This window comes from Micromonospora sp. IBHARD004, from assembly GCF_052814115.1.
This window is the reverse complement of the sequence record NZ_CP199934.1, coordinates 2916656-2933823: the sequence shown is the minus strand read 5'-3', so window position 1 is coordinate 2933823 and position 17168 is coordinate 2916656. Positions and strand designations below refer to the sequence as shown.

14 protein-coding genes and 2 pseudogenes are annotated in these 17168 nt (G+C 70.3%); 4 read left to right on the top strand and 12 right to left on the bottom strand.

Annotated features, from left to right (window positions below; genetic code table 11):
• Positions 1–25 precede the first annotated feature (25 nt).
• A complete protein-coding gene (locus tag ACTWO6_RS14215) occupies positions 26–391 on the bottom strand; it encodes a MerR family transcriptional regulator (protein ID WP_446220087.1) in 366 nt (121 codons plus the stop codon).
• A gap of 91 nt (positions 392–482) precedes the next feature.
• Between ACTWO6_RS14215 and ACTWO6_RS14210 the strand changes: the two genes are divergently transcribed.
• Positions 483–962 (top strand): hypothetical protein, encoded by a 480-nt coding sequence (locus tag ACTWO6_RS14210; protein ID WP_446220086.1) that lies wholly within the window; start codon positions 483–485, stop codon positions 960–962.
• Positions 963–1434: 472 nt separating this feature from the next.
• Here ACTWO6_RS14210 and ACTWO6_RS14205 read toward each other — a convergent pair whose 3' ends face one another.
• Complete coding sequence (locus tag ACTWO6_RS14205) at positions 1435–1827, bottom strand: hypothetical protein (RefSeq protein WP_446220085.1); 393 nt, start codon at positions 1825–1827, stop codon at positions 1435–1437.
• A gap of 57 nt (positions 1828–1884) precedes the next feature.
• Positions 1885–2469, bottom strand: coding sequence for a hypothetical protein (locus ACTWO6_RS14200; protein WP_446220084.1), 585 nt, complete (start codon positions 2467–2469; stop codon positions 1885–1887).
• A gap of 406 nt (positions 2470–2875) precedes the next feature.
• Here ACTWO6_RS14200 and ACTWO6_RS14195 point away from each other — a divergent pair, with 406 nt between their 5' ends.
• On the top strand, positions 2876–5167 hold the full coding sequence (locus ACTWO6_RS14195; protein WP_446220083.1) for an alkaline phosphatase family protein: 2292 nt from the start codon (positions 2876–2878) through the stop codon (positions 5165–5167).
• A gap of 27 nt (positions 5168–5194) precedes the next feature.
• Here the strand turns inward: ACTWO6_RS14195 and ACTWO6_RS14190 are convergent, their stop codons facing one another.
• Together ACTWO6_RS14190 and ACTWO6_RS14185 are read right to left on the bottom strand one after the other, a co-directional pair.
• Positions 5195–5776, bottom strand: a complete 582-nt coding sequence (locus ACTWO6_RS14190) for a DedA family protein (protein ID WP_446220082.1) — start codon at positions 5774–5776, stop codon at positions 5195–5197.
• Positions 5773–6537 (bottom strand): MBL fold metallo-hydrolase, encoded by a 765-nt coding sequence (locus ACTWO6_RS14185; protein ID WP_446220081.1) that lies wholly within the window; start codon positions 6535–6537, stop codon positions 5773–5775. Before ACTWO6_RS14185 ends, ACTWO6_RS14190 begins: the two co-directional genes overlap by 4 nt.
• 216 nt (positions 6538–6753) lie before the next feature.
• On the opposite strand from ACTWO6_RS14185, the pseudogene ACTWO6_RS14180 reads away from it, so the two are divergent.
• A pseudogene (locus ACTWO6_RS14180) lies at positions 6754–7857 on the top strand (IS3 family transposase).
• A 5-nt stretch (positions 7858–7862) separates the two neighbouring features.
• On the opposite strand, the gene ACTWO6_RS14175 reads toward ACTWO6_RS14180, so the two are convergent.
• The 7 genes from ACTWO6_RS14175 to ACTWO6_RS14145 form a co-directional block, all read right to left on the bottom strand.
• Positions 7863–8927, bottom strand: a complete 1065-nt coding sequence (locus ACTWO6_RS14175; protein ID WP_446220080.1) for an abortive infection protein — start codon at positions 8925–8927, stop codon at positions 7863–7865.
• Positions 8928–8936: 9 nt separating this feature from the next.
• Positions 8937–9647: a TetR/AcrR family transcriptional regulator gene (locus tag ACTWO6_RS14170; protein ID WP_446220079.1), complete on the bottom strand. Its 711-nt coding sequence runs from the start codon at positions 9645–9647 to the stop codon at positions 8937–8939.
• 1048 nt (positions 9648–10695) lie between these two features.
• Positions 10696–10992: a hypothetical protein gene (locus ACTWO6_RS14165; protein WP_446220078.1), complete on the bottom strand. Its 297-nt coding sequence runs from the start codon at positions 10990–10992 to the stop codon at positions 10696–10698.
• A gap of 382 nt (positions 10993–11374) precedes the next feature.
• Positions 11375–12295 carry an RNA polymerase sigma-70 factor gene (locus tag ACTWO6_RS14160; RefSeq protein WP_446220077.1) on the bottom strand — a complete coding sequence of 307 codons (921 nt, stop codon included), beginning with the start codon at positions 12293–12295 and terminating at the stop codon, positions 11375–11377.
• Positions 12292–13497, bottom strand: a complete 1206-nt coding sequence (locus tag ACTWO6_RS14155) for an NAD(P)/FAD-dependent oxidoreductase (protein ID WP_446220076.1) — start codon at positions 13495–13497, stop codon at positions 12292–12294. The genes ACTWO6_RS14160 and ACTWO6_RS14155 overlap by 4 nt, the downstream gene beginning before the upstream one ends.
• A gap of 775 nt (positions 13498–14272) precedes the next feature.
• Entirely contained in the window at positions 14273–14401 is a 129-nt protein-coding gene (locus ACTWO6_RS14150; RefSeq protein WP_322443946.1) for a hypothetical protein, read from the bottom strand.
• A gap of 88 nt (positions 14402–14489) precedes the next feature.
• The gene (locus tag ACTWO6_RS14145) at positions 14490–15116 is read right to left on the bottom strand and encodes a hypothetical protein (RefSeq protein ID WP_446220075.1); all 627 of its coding nucleotides are present in this window, start codon (positions 15114–15116) and stop codon (positions 14490–14492) included.
• 448 nt (positions 15117–15564) lie between these two features.
• On the opposite strand from ACTWO6_RS14145, the pseudogene ACTWO6_RS14140 reads away from it, so the two are divergent.
• Positions 15565–16873: pseudogene (locus ACTWO6_RS14140) on the top strand (helix-hairpin-helix domain-containing protein); the annotation flags it as partial.
• Positions 16874–17168: the final 295 nt, after the last annotated feature.

The window sequence follows — 17168 nt, the reverse complement described above, 5'->3', positions numbered from 1 at the left end:
CGCCGCCGCTCGGGTGGCCCGGCGCTCAGCCGGCTTGGCTGGCCGCCCGCAACGGGCATCCGGTGCCGACGCGCGTGTCGAGGTCGGCCCGCAGGGCGGAGAGTTCGGCCATGCGCGCGTCGATGATCTGAATCTTCTCCTCGAACAGCGCAGACAACGCCTCAGCGGCGTCCGGCGCGTCACGCAGTTCCTCGCCGAGCCGTGCGATCTCCGCCAGCGAGAACCCGAGCGTCTGCGCGGTGCGGACATAGAGCAGCCAGGCCACTGTCTCGGGCGGGAAGTCGCGATAGCCGTTGGCCAGCCGTCGACCTGTGACGAGGCCGACCTTCTCGTAGAACCGAATGGTATCCCTGGTCATACCCGCTTGCGCGGCCAGCTCTCCGATACGCATGACCCTCCGCCGGATTATGGGCTTGACCTTGGAGCGTACTCCACTGTTTACCGTGAGGCGTCGCTGCCGTGAGACCAACAGGAGCCTCATCGTGATCCGCCTTTTCGCCCCTTCCCGCCCCGCCTATCTTCGCGTCGTACGCGCGAGTGCCTGGTACGACCTCGTCGTCACGGCGGGATTCGCGACGCCGTGGACGTACGCGCTGTTGCACCGCGCGTTGTCGTCGCTGGGTGGCGCGCTTGGGCTAGGCGTCCTGCCCGCCCTCGACCCGGTGATGACCCTGTACGCGAATCTGATGGGTTCGGTCGTAGTTGTCTGGGCCCTCCTGCGCATCGTCAAGCCGCTGCCGGTGCACGGACTAGCCGACGGCGTCGCGCGCACGCTGTTCGCGATGGGGCAGGCGTACGCGCTGGCCCACGGCGCCTTCCGGGTGCTGTGGCTGTTCTTCGTTGTCGAGGTGGCGTTCGGCGTCGTCCAGCTTGTGCCGTGGTGGCTGAGTCTGCGTACCCGCCTGGTGGACGACTCCACGGGCTCGGCCAACGGGCACCCCCGCAGGGCGCCGAGCCGGTGACGCCCGGGTCAGGTGCGCCGGCGGCGGGACGTACGCCGGTGACGAAGCGGTCGACGGCCGCCCGGGTGAACGCACCGGCGGCGCCGGCTCACCGGAGGTGGGCATCGCGCTGGATGACTACTCGGGTGATGCTGCGATGCGTCGATCCGGTGACAACTATCGCTGACAGAAGCGAGCCAAGCGGCAGCTCACGGCGACTCGGTGGTGACAAGTACGACTGAAAGTCACACAAGCCGCCACGCCGTCGACCGCGGCTCGGCGCGCTTCGGAGTCGGGACGTCGTTCACTCTGTGCCACGAATCGAGTATCTGCCTACGACCCGCACACTCGTGCGGACGTCCTCCTCTGCCGCGCGGAGGGTGTTGGCGCTGATTGTGACTGGTGACGCACCGTGAGGTATGACTACCTCTCCCGCTTCCGGTCCCGGTGTCGTCTCTCCTGATCGTGTGATTCTCCGTGCGGCGGTTGCCGCCTACCTCGGTCGGTACCGCGGTGACACGCGGTTGCACAGCGAGTCCGACCTGCGTGTCTTCCTGACCTGGTGCACTGGCCACGAGCTGCAGCCACTGTCGACCACACGCGCGGACATCGAGCGGTACGTGCGCTGGCTCCAGGACGTGCGCCGCTTCCAGCCCTCGACCGTCTCCCGCCAGCCGTCCTCGTTTCCCTCGCCGTCGCGGCGTCGGCACACCGCGCGCGCCGCCGCCAGTCGGTCCACGTCCGCCTGCCAGGTCTTTACGAGCGCCGCGGTCACCGCGGCGACCCGCTCCGGGGTGGCGTCGTCGAGGCTGATGGCGAACCAGCGGGCCTGGTCGGCGTCATCTTCGGCAGACCGCGGCGGGTCGGGGGCGTGCGCGGAACCCATGGCGGTCACCGTATCCGGCTTGTACGACGCCGTTTGGCGCACCGGTCCGGGCGGCCGCTATGTGGCGCTGGCCGGCTTCCTGCCGCCGGCACCACCCTGCTGGCGTGGCGGCTTGGCCGGACGGGCGGTGTAGTCGCGGGTGAAGGCGGCCGCGACGGAGAGCACCTTCTTGCCGGTGGTGGGGTCGGCGCGGGGAGACCGCTCCTGGCGCGCCCGCTCGGCGCGGGCGACTAACTGCTGGTGCTCGCCGCGCGGCAGCGGGAGTTCCTTATCGTGGCGGCGGCCGCGCAGGTGCTTGACCTCGGCGCGCTGTGCCAGTGTCCGGCGGGCGGCGTGACCGGCCGAGACGGCGCCCCCGGTCTGGTTGCGGCACGGCTTGCCGGGACCGGCCAGGCAGCGGGGGCACGTTTCGGCCCGGACCTGCGCGGCGGTGACCTTCACGTCCGGGGTGTAGCGGCCTCGCCACTCAGTGGGCTTGGCCTTGCGGTCCCTGCCCCGGTATACCCCGGTGCCGCCGGCGGGGCTGCCCGTGCCGACCTGCTGCGGGAGCTTCTCGCCGGCGGGCACACCCAACGCCTCGCGGTACGCCGCGTCGGTCGCCTGGCGGCTGGTCGCCGCCTGTTGCCTCTTGCCCTTGCCCACCCGCGCAGCGTACGACCCGGCCGACCCTCGCGAGTGTTGCGACACGATACCCAGTACTTCCTGGCGCCGGGGATCTGCCGGGCGTCGGGGTCGGCCCGGTCCGGTCCGCCCGGTGCGCGGGCCGGAGCGCCCGGGTTCTAGCCTCCCGTGATGGTGGACGGGGAGGCGCGGCCGGTGTTCAGGCGTGGTACGACCGGGTGCTCGACGTCGGTCCAGCCGGCAACCAGGCCTTCTTCGGCCGTGACGTGCTGGCGTCGGCTGATGATGGCCCGGCGCGTCGGTGATCGATAGACAGCGAGGTCTCCGGTAGAGGGTGCATCGACCACGAAGACCCAAACAAGCCGCGCCTGAATGACTGATCCCACTCGCGCCGATCTTGACAGCTCCGATATGGCATGGTGACGAAATGGAGCCGGACGGGGACGCCGAGGCACGCCGCACGCTGCGCGAGCCCGTCCGCGTCGGCCTGCGCGTGCTGCGCGACTACCGGCCGACGGTAGCGCGGGTCCGCGGGCTGCTGCGCAGCATGGCGACCTCGTTCGTGGTGCTCAGCGCGACGCTGTGGCTGCTGCCCGGGGTCACTGCCAGCGGGTTGGTTGCGATTCTGTGGTTGGTTGGCCTGGTCGCCGGGATCGGCGCGGTGCTGCGCCCGCTGCTTTTCGCCCTGGCCACCGGGCTCGGCGGACTTGGCGCTCTTGCCATCGGCGTGTGCGTGCAGGCTGTCGTCATGTACGTCGCGTTGCGCCTAGACCCGGGAGCGCATGTGGCCGGGTTCGCCGACGCATTCGCCGCCGCGTGGCTCGCGGTGGCGCTCGCCGCGATCATCAACTGGCTCGCCGACGCCGGCACCGATGACGCGTTCGTCAGCGAGCTGTTGTGGTTGATGAGCCGGGTGCGGCGTAGGCCGGAGCGTCGCTGGCGCCCGGTGTGGCGGCGACAACGGCGGAAACGCGACGTGCAGGCAGCCGACGGCTTGCTCATCGTCCAACTCGACGGCGTGTCGGCACCGCTGGTGCAGTGGGCCATACGTGCCGGCAACCTTCCCACGATCGGCCGGTGGCTGCGCTCGCGCAGCCACCGGATGACCCGCTGGCATACCGGGCTTCCCGCCACCACGCCTGCGGCGCAGGCGGGCCTGCTACACGGAGAGGTGCGTCGCGTGCCGGCCTATCGCTGGTATGAGAAGGCAACAACAAGCGGCAACGGCGTGCGCTCCACCGGCCGTCTCATGGTGACCAGCCGACCCCGCGACGCCGCCGAGATCGAGCGGCGGCTGTCCACCGGGCAGGGTCTGCTGCGGGACGGTGGTGTCAGCATCAGCACGGCCTTCTCCGGCGACGCCCCCACCAGCCTGCTCACGGTGAGCCGAGCCGCGCTGCCCGGACGATTCACCCGGGGCTACGCGGCGTTCATGGCCAGCCCGTACGGTTTCGCCCGTGCGGTCGTGCGCGGCGCCGGGCAGGTGCTCCGCGAGCTGTACGAGGCGCGGCGGCAGCGGCTGCGCGGGGTACAGCCCAGCGGCCGCCGCAGCGGCTCTTACCTGGCGCTGCGTCCGATGTCGAGCCTGCTCAGCGACCTCAACGTGTCGCTCGTCGCCGAGCAGATGGCCAGCGGCGCCCCAGTGATCTTTTGCGACTTCCTCGACTATGACGAGGTGGCCCACCACGCCGGACCGGCCCGCCCGCAGGCGCTGGCGATTCTCGAGGCGCTCGATCACACGCTCGGCATCCTGCAGCGTCTGGCGGCCGAGGCGGCGCGGCGGTACCACATCGTCGTGTTGAGCGACCACGGGCAGAGCCAGGGCGACACCTTCCGCCAGCGGTACGGCGAGTCGCTGGCCCAGGTGGTTGCCCGGTTTGCCGCGCCGAAGGTGCGGCCGGTTACTCCCGACGGCCGGCTGCAGCCCCCCACTCCGATCAGGGCCGCGACGACCGCTGAGGCCGCCGGGCCGGTCGAGGAGTGGGGACGGGTCAACACGCTGCTCACCGAGGTGGCTACCCGCGGCGGGGCGACCGGCACGGCGACCCGGGCGGCGGTACGGGCGCACACGGACGGGGGCGAGGTCAGCCTCGGGCCGGCCGACCGGGAGGAGGCGGTCACCCGTACCGATCCGGAGACCCTGGTGGTGGCGTCCGGGAACCTCGCGATGATCTATCTGCCCCACCATCCGGGGCGGCTGACCCGCGAGCGCATCGACGACGTCGTCCCGGGGCTGATCGACGGCCTGGCCGCGCACCCCGGCATCGGGCTGGTGGTCGTCGACTCCGCCGCCGGGCCGCTGGCGTTCGGGGCGCGCGGCTGCCACCGCTTGCGGAACGGGCAGGTCGACGGCGACGATCCGCTGGCGCCGTACGGCCGGTGGGCGCGTCAGGACCTGCTGCGCCACCAGGCGATGGACCACGTGGGCGACCTGGTGGTGATCAGCGCGGTGGACCCGGGCCTGGAGGAGGTGACGGCCTTCGAGGAGCTGATCGGCTCCCACGGAGGACTTGGCGGCTGGCAGACGGAGGCACTGCTAATCCACCCTGCCGACTGGTCACAGGAGGGCGAGCTGGTCGGCCCGGAGGCCGTACACAGTCAGTTGCTCGCCTGGATGCGCCAGCTCGGCCTTCGCCAGCCGGACGACCACGCCGCCACCCGGAACGACCGCGAGGGCCGGGAGCTGGACAACGACGCGGGCCACGATCCGGACGCGTAGCGCGAACAACGGGCACGCTGGTGCCGGCTACGGCCCCGCCGGGGGATTCTCCGGCAGCGTCCGGCGCCGGCTCACCCACCTCAGCCCCTGGCTGATCAGCACGACGATCAGGATCGCGGCGACCACGCTCTGCCACGGCTCGGGAAAGATCGCTCGCCCGAGGATGCCGATCGCAGCGTAGAGCACCGACCACAGCAGGCTGGCTGGCGCGTTGGCGACGGCGAAGCGCCGCCAGGCCAGCCCGGCCACAGCCGCCGCCAGCAGCACCGGCAGCCGGCCGCCCGGGATGAGCCGGGATACCAGAAGCATCGGGACGAGCCCCTCGCGCACCTGCGCCGACACCCGGCCGACCCGCTGCGGTCCACGCAGCCAGTGCAGCCGCCGGGCGACGCGCTCGCCACCCCAGCCGAGCATGCGGTAGGTCGCCAGGTCGCCCGCGTACGCCCCGATCGCGCCGGCGATCACCACGAAAACCACCGTCACCGGATGCTGGTGGGCGGCGAGGGCGGCGGCACCGCTGACCGCCGCGCCGGTCGGCACCACCGGCACGAGGGAGCCGACCAGCACCACCACGACGAGCCCGCCCAGCGCGCCGAGCGTCGCCGTCACAGCCGGCGCACCGTCAACGACTCGCCCGGCCGCAGCACAGACACCCGGGTGCCCGGCGAGACCGCTTCGGCGTGCCGGGCGAAGTCATCGCCCGGTCGGAAGAACCGGTCAGGGCGGATCCGGTCGCAGCCGACCGGCCAGAAGGTGCCGAAGTGAATCGGCACGGCCCGTGCCGCCGCCGCACGCCGTACCGCCTCGGCGGCGTCCGCCGGGTCGAGGTGACCGGGGCCGAGCGTGGGCCCCCATCCGCCGACCGGGACCAGCGCCAGGTCCACCGGCCCCAGCGTGGCCATCCCGTCGAAGAGGCCGGTGTCGCCGGCGAACCAGGTGCGCGCAGCGCCGTGGACCAGGTAGCCCACGGCGGGTGCCTGGTGCCGGGACCACGGACCGCGGCCTGCGTGGTGGGCCGCGGGCACGGCGGTGACCGTCACGTTGCCGATGGTGGTGCCGTCGCCGGGCGCCAGCTCCGTGCAACGGCCGCCGGCCGCCGCGCCCAGGCCCTGGCGGACCAGGCGCGCGGCACCGGCCGGCACGACCAGCGCGGTGTGCTCGGGCAGCCGGCGCAGCGAGGCGAAGTCCAGGTGGTCGGCGTGCAGGTGCGACACGAGTACGGCGTCCGGGGCGCCCCGCAGCTGCGGGGTAGGCCCGCGGCGGCGGCGCAGGTGGGCGAGCCGGTCACGCAGGAGCGGGTCGGTCAACAGCCGGGTCCCGGAATCCTCGATCCACACCATGCTGTGCCCGTGCCAGGTCAGCTGGACCACACCGACACCCACACCGCCGCCGTCACGCCTGTCAGCGTATCAACGGACCAGGTCGGGGCCGGGTTGGCGTACTTCAAATCTCCCTTCAATACCTCATGCGCTAGCGATCAAAGGGACTGCCCCCAGTTCGGTTGACTCCTGACCTGTGAGGATGCGTTCCTCGCTGGAAGGATGTCTGCCATGCCGTAAGCGTTCCCGCCGGAGTTTCGCCGTGACGTGGTCGCGGTTGCCCGCAAGGGCGAGGCGCCCATCGCCCAGATCGCGAAGGACTTCGGGATTTCCGAGTCGTGCCTGCACCGCTGGTTGAAGATCGCCGACGCCGACGACGGGATCCGCCCCGGCACCACCAGCTCCGAGTCGGCGGAGCTGCGGGAGCTGCGACGACGCAACAAGCTGCTGGAGCAGGAGAACGAGATCCTGCGCAGGGCGGCGGCGTTCTTCGCCAAGGAGATCGCCCCAAAATGACGTACCCGCTGGTCGGTGACCTGGCCGCGGACGGGATCCCCGTCGCGGTGACCTGCCGGGTGCTGGGCTTCAGCAAGCAGGCCTACTACGCGTGGAAGAACAGCCCGGTCGCCCGCCGGGACCTGGAAGACGCCTATCTGATCAACGCCGCTCTCGACATCCACGCCGACGACCCGGCGTTCGGGTACCGGTTCATCGCGGATGAACTACCTGCCCACGGCTCACCGCCGGCGTCAACCGGGTGGCCAGGCTCTGCTCACAGCAGCGGATCTGGTCGGTGTTCGCCAAACGCAGAGGCCTCACGAGAAGGGCCGGGCCGCCGGTGCACGACGACCTGGTGCAACGCCGTTTCACCGCCGACGCGCCGAACCGGGTGTGGCTGACCGATATCACCGAACACCCCACCGGCGAGGGCAAGCTCTACCTGTGTGCGATCAAGGACGTGTACTCTGGCCGGATCGTCGGCTACTCCATCGACTCACGGATGAAGGCGTCCCTGGCCGTCGCGGCGCTGTCGAACGCGGCTCGCCTGCGCAGCCCGGCCGGCACGATCGTGCACTCCGACAGGGGCAGTCAGGGTCCAGAAAGTTCGTGAAAGCGTTGCACCGCAACGGATTGGTCGGCTCGATGGGGCGCGTCGGCGCCTGCGGTGACAACGCGGCGATGGAATCGTTCTTCGCCCTACTGCAACGCAACGTCCTCGACCGGCAACGCTGGCACACCCGCCACGAGCTACGCCTGGCGATCGTGACCTGGATCGAACGCACCTACCACCGGCGCCGACGGCAAAGACGCCTGGGCCGGCTTACCCCGATCGAGTTTGAGACAATCAACAGGCCCGCACACGCGGCCTGAACCACTCAACCCCGCGAGTCAACCGAACCCGGGGCAGTCCCGTCCGTTCCTACTGTCCGGTCGAGGGCTTCATAGAGCCGGGCAACGGTGTGGAAGGCGGCCTTCGGCTCCCAGCGGTATGACCCCGGTCCCTGATCGGGGAGCACCTTCATGATGCCGTAGCCGGCCATGTCCAAGTCGTGGTAGGGATTGTCGGAATGGGGGTGGCTCGGTTCGATGAATTCGAACACGAACGCGCCGTCGACGCCCTCTGCCTCGTAGATGCCGATCAGCTCCGCGAGCTGCTCGGCTTGGACCTGTTCGTTGCGGGCGTAGGGGCCGGTGATCTGCGGTACGGAGCCGCTCCAATCGATGATCTCGTGCGCGGCGGGACCTCTGTCGACCGCCCCGTCAAAGCTTGCGCAGCCGAACTCGACGACGACAACTGGCTTGCCGTGCCGTAGATACCTGCGCAGGTTTGCCGCGTACCGTCGGTTGTTGTATCGAACGCGGTAGTAGTCCAGCCCCACGATGTCAAACGGACGCCAGTCGACCCGCTCCCACAGCCCGGCGCCGTAGGTGATCTGGCCGTGAAAGTGGGATCTGGCGACCGTGGCGGCTTGCCCCAGCACCGAATTCAGCTTGCGGTTGTACCAGGGCAGCAGCGGCCAGCTTCGAGGTGAAGACAGTCGGGCTCCGCGCTGTTGGTAGGTGGCGCCGGGGATGACGCCCGCGGAAAATATGGTCAGCTCGCAGCCGACGTTGAGGTTGACCGTGGAGTACTGCCGTCTGAGGTGTTCGGCGGCACGGGCCGCGTCGGCGAGGTGGTTCAGCATCTGCTGTGGATGCGCGTCGACCAGGCGGGGTTGCAGCCACACGTACAGCCCGTGTTCCAGGGCAACCGTCGCCGCGTGCACGAGCCGGTCGATGTCGGTACCGAAGATGCCTATGGCGTTACAGTGCAACCCTTCCCGGATGGCTTGGATCTCCGACCGGACCAGTTCCGGTCGCCACGCTTCGCGCGACAGTGCGCCGCCGGCCCCATAGTTGGTGCCGGTGTCGTAGTTGACGCCCCTGTGAGTCAGGCCCATTTCGCACTCCTAACGTCGGGTGGCTTGGTCGAACAGGGTGACCAGCTCGGCCGCGTACGCGGTCAGGTCAATCCTGGGATCCGCCACCCAGGCGCCGAGCACACCGATGATCGCCTGGCTGACGGTGACGGCGACCAGGCGCGGATCGAAATCGCGGAACTCGCCGTCGCGCTGCCCGTGGCGCAGGATCCCGATCAGCAGCGATAGCACCGACTCGTCGGCGCCGAGCTCGAATCGCAGCCGGCCGTCGGCCGTACGGTGACTGCTGACGATATCTCCGACGGCGAGCAGGTGCGAACGGCGCGCGTGCATGTACTCGATGTTCGACTCGATGTAGGCGCCCAGCTTGCCTGCCGCGCTGGCGTGGCCGGCCAGCCGAGGTTCGATGAACGCCCAGGAATCGTTGTAAACCTGGGTGACCACCTGTTCCAGCAGGTCGTCCTTGCCGGCGAAGTGGTAGGACACCACGCTCTTGCTGGTCTTGGCGCACTGCGCGATGCGCGCCAGCGATGCCTGCGCGTAGCCGACCGTGGCCACCGTCTCGATCGCGGCGTCGATGATCTGCCGCCGCCGGGCCTCCTCGATGATCGGGTTCCGTTTCCGTTCGGTCGGATTCCGTTCGCTCGGACTATCGTCAGGCCGCATGGCCCGATAGTAGGCCGCCCGGCCTAAGTTGTCCAGTCGCCACCAAAACGCCGCACGGGCCTTCTTGATCGTCACAAATCAGCAGACCGTGCGGCCCGCCATCATCTCGATCAGGCCGACACGCCGGGTCACATCAACACACCACTATTGATCCCCAGGTCGTTACTGCCGCCGGCCACACGGCCCAGGGACGGCCCGGACCGAGCGGCCGGCAGTCACCGTCGGCGGCCTCCAGGCGTGCCTGCCGCTGTTCGGCCTGGCCGAAGCGGAGTGAGCCCGGCGGGCCCAACCGTGGTCGGGACCGCCGGGCTCATCCGGCAGGGAGGCGACGTGCGTCAGATGGTGTTGCGCGGGTCGGTCGGGTAGGTGCCGGTGCGCGGCTCCGGGACGCGATCCCGCCGGGGGCTTTCGTCGTCAGTCAGGCAGTGCGGTCGACGCTGAGCTCGACAACCGTCTGATCGCAGGGCGTGCAGCGCAGGGCGTACTGGTCGTCCACCTCCGCGCGGCCAACCAGCATCGTCGGGTGCTCGGCGTGTCCCCGCTCGGCGCTGAGCTCCTTCAACCGGCGCCAGAACGCCGTCGAGCCGAAGGTGCTGCTTCGTCGCCCTTGCGCATCCGCAGGGAGTAGTTCATGCGGACCGGTCGCGGGGTGGTTTCGACCTCGCCCTCGGCCAGCCAGTCGACGGGCTCCCGTGCCGCCTTCTCGGCGGTCTTCGCGGTTCATCGCTTACCCCCAGACAGCAACTTCTCGACGGCCCGGCCGTGACTTCGCCGGCGTCATCGTCGACGGTCCGCCGGAGTGGCTCGGCGTGGAGGTGTGGGGCACCGGCGGCGATGTGGGCTTCACCCTGGACGGCTCCCACGCCCAGTACATCCACATCCCGGTCACCGCCCTCGCGCAAGCCGGCGCAGCTCAGCTTCGAAGAGGCCTCGGCGTTCGGGGTCAAGTTCGTGATCGGCTGGCTGGGCGCCGTCGAGACCGCGCAGCTGAGCCAGGGCGAGACCGTCGTGGTCTTCGGTGTCTCCGGCGGGTGGGCGGCGCAGTCGCCCACGTAGCCCGGGCTCTCGGGGCCCGGGTGCTCGGCGTCGACCGGGTCGCCCCGGCCAACGGCACCCCGGGAGATCATCGAGGAGTTCGACCTGTGCTGTGGGGCCGGAGCTGCCAGCTACCGGTATCGGCGAACCCGGGCACGTTCCAGGCAGTGCCGATGCGCTCGTCCTCGATCATCGTGTAGCGCCAGGTGCCGCAGAGGCCGGGGCGGACGACGATGGCGAACTCTCGGTCCGCTGCGGTCCCGCCCGGATCCTCGATTGACAGGAACGCCGAGTTCCAGGCGGGAAGCCGGGCCGCGTCGAGGAGGATGTCGCGTACTCGAGCGGACGTCTCATCGATGATGCGGGTTGCTTGCTGGGTGCTCATGGCTGCAATCCTCTTCGTCTAAAGCAGGACTTCGCCGGCCGGTTGGTCGGTGACGAGTTCCCAGAGGATCCCGGTGATCTCGGGAAGGTTCGCCCCGCGAGGTGTGGATGTGGGGGTATTGGCCTTGCTGGATCGGGATGGGTTCGTCGAGGTGGGACAGTGCATGGTCGGCTATTTCCACGACTTCGAAGGTCGCGTCATCACGTCGAACGGCGATGTCGAGGACCCGGGCGACTGTAGTCGCCCTTGCGGCCCGGGCGGGTGCTGCCAACGATGATTGCCACCCATGGCGGCGTGTGGCCGCCCGGTTATGGTGGCCCAAACCCATGGCGGACTGCCGCGTCGGTGGTGGCCGGAGCGCCGGCGCCCGGTCGCACAGGGCTCATTGCGTACGGACGTCGTGTGCGGTGCCATCGGCGATGGCCCGGAGTTTTTCGGGGTTGGCCACGTTGTGGATGGCGGTGATACGGCCGTCGGTGTCGAAATCGAAGGTGACCGTGGCGATCACGCGGCCTACTGCGCTGAACACCATCCCGAGCCCGCCGTTGATCTCGACGAGTTCGGCGTTCATGTCGGCGGGCTCGACGCCCTGGTAGGTGACGGTGCCGATGGCTGCGAACCAGGCGGCCACGGTGGGCGCACCCACGACCGGACGCATGGCCTGGCGGACCTTGCCGCCGCCGTCCGTCCAGAGCGTGACGTCCGGAGAGAGCAACCCCATCAGGGCGTTGATGTCGCCACCGGTCGCAGCGGCGAAGAACCGCTCGGTGACCTCGCGGTGCCGCGACCGGTCCGCGGTGAAGCGCGGCCGCCGGGCCCGCACATGCTCACGGGCACGATGTGCGGCCTGCCGCACCGCGGCTTCTGAACGCTCTACCGCCTCCGCGATTTCGGCATGGCTGAAGCCGAACACCTCCTTCAGCACGAACACCGCACGCTCCAGCGGGCTCAGCGTCTCCAGCACCATCAGCATCGCCATCGACACCGACTCAGCGTCTATGACCGCCTCGGCGGCGTCGCCGCTGGTAAGAATGGGCTCCGGAAGCCACGGCCCCACATACGTCTCACGCTTGTGCCGGGTCGAGCGCAGGCGTTCCAGCGCCAGATTTGACACGATCCGCGCCAGGTACGCCTTGGGGTCGGCCACCTGCGCCCGGTCGGAGGCCGACCACTTGATCCAGGCGTCCTGGACTGCATCCTCGGCATCGGCCGCGGTGCCGAGGATGCGGTACGCCACCGAGAACAGCAGATTGCGATGCTGGTTGAACACCTGCTGGTCGAGGTCGGGAGGCGGGTGGGTCACCGCGCCTCCCGGACCCTGGTGAAGCGACCGCCGCGGGGCCAGAACGCGCCCGAGGCGGGCATCTTCTTCATGCGGCCGTACGTCGGCCAGGGCGAAGCAGTCACCGTCTCCTTGTACCGGACCGCCAGGCGGCCGGTCAGACACATCCGCCGAGGACTGTCGTCCGGGTGGGTGAATTGCACCACCGCGTCGTGCCGGCCGAGGCTCACGGCCGTGTGGTAGTAGCCGAAGCGGAACGGCTTGGGCTGCTTGCCCTTCAACGCACGTACGATCGACACCGCGGCGTGCACACCGGTCGGCATACCACTCTGGCAGGTGCCGTGCATGACACCGTAGCCCTGGCGGATCGCGGCCGCGTCGCCCACGGCGTACACCTGCGGGTGCGACACCGACCGCAGCGCGGCGTCGGTGACGATGCGGCCGCGCTCGTCGACAGCGAATCCGGCGGCGGCCGCCAGCGGCGACACCCGCGTACCGCTCGTCCACAAGAACACGTCGGCGGCGATGCTCTCCCCGCCCGCCAGCTCGACCGCATCGGGCAGTACCTTCACCACCTCGACCCCGCTGCGCGCCTGGACGCCCAAGCGCTCCAGCGCGGACTGAAGGTACGCCTTGGCTTTCGGGTTCATGGCCGCACCGGGTTCACCCCGGCCGAGCAACACGACGTTCAGCTCGGGGTGCCGCTCGGCGATCTCCGCGGCCGACTCGATACCGGTCAACCCGCTGCCACCGACCACCACCGTGCCGCCATCCCGCCGCGCCAGCCGATCGGCCAGGAACTTGGCGTCCTGGGCGCTGTTCAGGGTGTACGCGTAGTCCTCGACACCCGGCACCGCCGCCGTGTCGGCCAGGCTGCCCAACCCATACACCAGCGTGTCGTAGTGCAGGACCCGGTCGTCGTCGATCCGCACGATCTTCGCGTCCGCGTCCACCGCCGTCACCCAGCCGCGCACGAACCGCGCACCCGTACCCTCCAGCAGCTGCGGGACGCTCAGCTCGGCGACCTGCTGCCCGGTGGCCGTCATGTGCAGCCGCAGCCGCTCGGTGAACCGCTCCTGCGCATTCACCAGGGTCACCTGCACATCTTTGCGCCCCTTGACCCGAGCCGCGAGCTGGATCGCCGCGGACATGCCCGCGTAACCCGCCCCCAGGATCACCACGCGGTGTGGGGCCGCCACACCGGCTTCATGCTGTGCGCTCATCGTTTCGCCTTCCTCCAACGTTGCTGACGACCACGAGATGCAAGCTGCCCGACTGCCCGTGACATGACGTCCATGTGATGCGCGACACAGTCGACGGTAGTGGTTGCGACCGCGCAGGCAGGTCGAGCACCTCGCGCCCGCTGGACAGGCCGAGCGGGCCGGTGGGTTCGTCCGCGAAGATCACTTCCGAGCGGCCGCGAGGACCCGCGCCAGCGCGACCCGCTGGCGTCGACCGCGAGAGCTGGCCCGGCCGGTCGTTCTTTCGCCCGGCGAGGCCGACCCGCGCGATGACCTCACGGGCCCGGGCCCGGGCCCGGGCCCGTCCGGCCGTACGCCCGCCAGCCGATGCGGCAGCAGGACGTTGGCCACACCGTGAGCGAGCCCATGGAGTTGTAGGACTGGAACACGAAGCCACAGGCCATTGGGGTGGCGAACTGGTGGGCCGGCAGCCGGCCGTGTAGCGAGTCACCGCCGGCCGTGGTCGCCCGTGAGCAACTTCTATGGCTCAGTCCCTGCGCTGACTGAACCGATCTACTGCCGGCGCCTAGCTGACCAGGGGGACGTCCGGCAGGTTTTCGGGCGTGAGGCGAGCCGACTTCCTCAGGTGACGGCCGACGAGACGCAGGAATGACCACAGGACATCGAACTGGTCCTGCCCCTATAGCTCCTTGGGGTCGAAGTCGAACTCGATGGCTTCCGGCCGGGCCGGTCAGCCAGGCCGGCGGGTCGGTGGCCAGGTCCACGTCGCCGACCCGCCGGCGCTTCTCCATGCCGGTCAGCACTTCCGGCTCGGCGAGCCGGGCAACAGGGCATTGATCTCCGCCGCATCGGCGCGCTCGTCCGACATGTCGGTCTGGTGGCTGCTTCGGCCGCCGCATGCCTGATTGGTGGTGATCCCGGTCACCTCCGCCTTCCGGCCATTGGCGGTCGCGCATGGCGGGCGGCAGGGTCGGGGGTCGGCGTCGTCGCGCCAGCTCAGTCGTCCCAGCAGGTCAGGAGCGTTCGTTGCCCGCCCACCGGCGTCCCCGCCCACCCCGTTCGGCCGCGCTGCCCGTCGCGACCGGAGCCCTCGCCGCCCTGCTGGTCGGCGGAGCGGGTCTCGGCTTCGCGCTGATCGGAGACGCCGACGCTGACTCCGGCGGCACCGTGCAGGCGCGGGCCGCCGGCGCGCCGGACCTCCGGCCGGCACCGGCCACCCCCACGCCGGATCTCCCGGCGACGCCCAGTGCGGACGTCGTCTCCGGTCCGTCTCCCACCGACGTCGCCCCACCGAACGTTCCGGTGGCCCAGACCGAGTCGCTGCGCCAGCCGACCGCCGACCCGGCGACTCCGCCCTCGGCGACCGGCGCCCCGAAGCCGACGGCCACGAGCCCGGCCACCAGGCCACCGACCACGAAGCCGACGGTGCGTCCGACGCCCGGATCGACCGGCGCCCCCTCGTTGCCGCCGACCACCGCCACTCCCAGCCCGTCCGGAAGCCCCACCCCGGCCCCGTCCACACCTGGTCCGACCCCGTCGGGCGGCACTCCGGGGCCGAGCAGCCCGGCGCCCAGCGGCTCCGCGTCCACCGATCCGGCGTCGCCATCGGCAAGCCCCACAGGTACGACGACGCCGGTCACCTCCTGACGGTCGCCGCCGTCGGAGCAGGCCGCCGCCCATGCGCTTGCGACGGAGTCCGGCCGTGAAGTCGCGGCGTCCGGATGGCATGACCAAACGTCCGGCGACCGCCGCGGCCTGGTCGCGTGCGGCCAAGGCCAGTGCCAGCGGTGATCGCAGGCATCGCTGATGTGAGAGTTGATCACCAAGTGGTCGCGGTCTACCGTGAACCACACCGCCGCAAGGTCGCTTGCCCGGGAACCTTCCGGAAGCCAGGCGCCCGGTCGCGGCGCGGGTCAGGTCGAGGCCGACAGGAGGGCGACCCGCCGGCGGGTGGCGAACGATTCTGTGCCTGCGGAGGAGAAGCGCCACATCCTGGACCTGTTGCGGTACCTCTTCCGCCGCGTATGGCGAGCGGACTGACCGCCGCAGGCGGTGCCGCCGGCCGGGGCGGATCGGGCAGCCGGCACGATGGTTGCCGTGACCGCCGCCGCCCGTGTGCCGCTTGCCACGCTGGACGCGGTGCTGGAGCGGCTGACGTATGTCAACGAGGAGACGGGCTGCACCGTCGCCCGGGTGGCTACCGACCGCAGCGCGGACCTGTTGACCGTGGTGGGGTCGTTGTTGGGGGCGCAGCCTGGGGAGAGCCTGCGGTTGTCGGGGCGGTGGTCGTCGCATCCGCAGTACGGCAGGCAGTTCGAGGTCGACTCCTACACCACGGTCCTGCCGGCCACGATCCAGGGCATCCAGCGCTACCTCGGCTCGGGCCTGGTCAAGGGCATCGGTCCGGTGTTCGCCGAGCGGATCGTGGCCCATTTCGGCCTGGACACCTTATGGGTGATCGAGGAGGAGCCCGCCCGGCTGGTCGAGGTGCCGGGGCTGGGGCCGAAGCGCACCGCGAAGATCACCGCGGCGTGGGAGGAGCAGAAGGCCATCAAGGAGGTGATGGTCTTCCTGCAAGGCGTCGGGGTGTCGACGTCCCTGGCGGTGCGGATCTTCAAGCAGTACGGCGACGCCTCCGTCGACGTGGTCACGAAGGAGCCGTACCGGCTGGCGGCGGACGTGTGGGGCATCGGGTTCAAGACCGCCGACACGATCGCCCAGGCCGTCGGGATTCCCCACGACAGCCCGCAGCGGGTCATGGCCGGCCTGCAGTACACCCTGTCCGAGGCCACCGACAGCGGCCACTGCTACCTGCCTGCCGCGCAGCTCGTCGCTGACGCCACGAAGATCCTCGACGTGCCCGGGGACCTCGTCACTCGCTGCCTCGACGACCTCGCCGCCGACGAGGGCGTCGTCCGCGAGACGCTGCCCGGCCCGGACGGGGAGCCGGTGCAGGCGGTGTACCTGGTGCCGTTCCACCGCGCCGAGCAGTCCCTCGCCGGCTCCCTGCTGCGGCTGCTCAACGACCGGGCCGACCGGCTACCCCACTTCGCCGGCGTCGACTGGGGCAAGGCCCTGGCCTGGTTGACGGCGCGAACCGGCGCCGACCTGGGCCCCGGAGCAGGAACAGGCCGTCCGCCTGGCTCTGACATCGAAGGTGGCGGTGCTGACGGGCGGGCCGGGCTGCGGCAAGAGCTTCACCGTCCGCTCGATCGTCGAACTCGCCGCCGCCAAGAAGGCCAAGGTCACCCTCGTCGCCCCGACCGGCCGCGCCGCCAAACGCCTGTCCGAGCTCACCGGCCACCCCGCGGCCACCGTGCACCGGCTGCTGCAACTACGCGCCGGCGGGGACGCCTCCTACGACCGGGACAACCCCCTCGACGTGGACCTGCTCGTAAAGAGCTCGTGACGATCGTCGGCGCGGAGAAGGGACTTGAACCCCCTGCACCTGATCCATAGTCAGACGCTCTATCCGCTGAGCTACGAAGATCCCCACGCGGCCGAACGCTGGGGCGAAGGCACGATTGCGTCGGACCAGATGCGAAGATTGGCGTCTCCTACTCGGCCCGGCAGCCGGAGCACCGGTGAGTTTCGGCGAAGGAAAGACGATGGTGGCCTACGTGGACGAGACGGACGGCGCAGACCGCACCGAAGCGCTCTTGTGGGCTGCTCCTACCGGGCCGTTTCCCGCA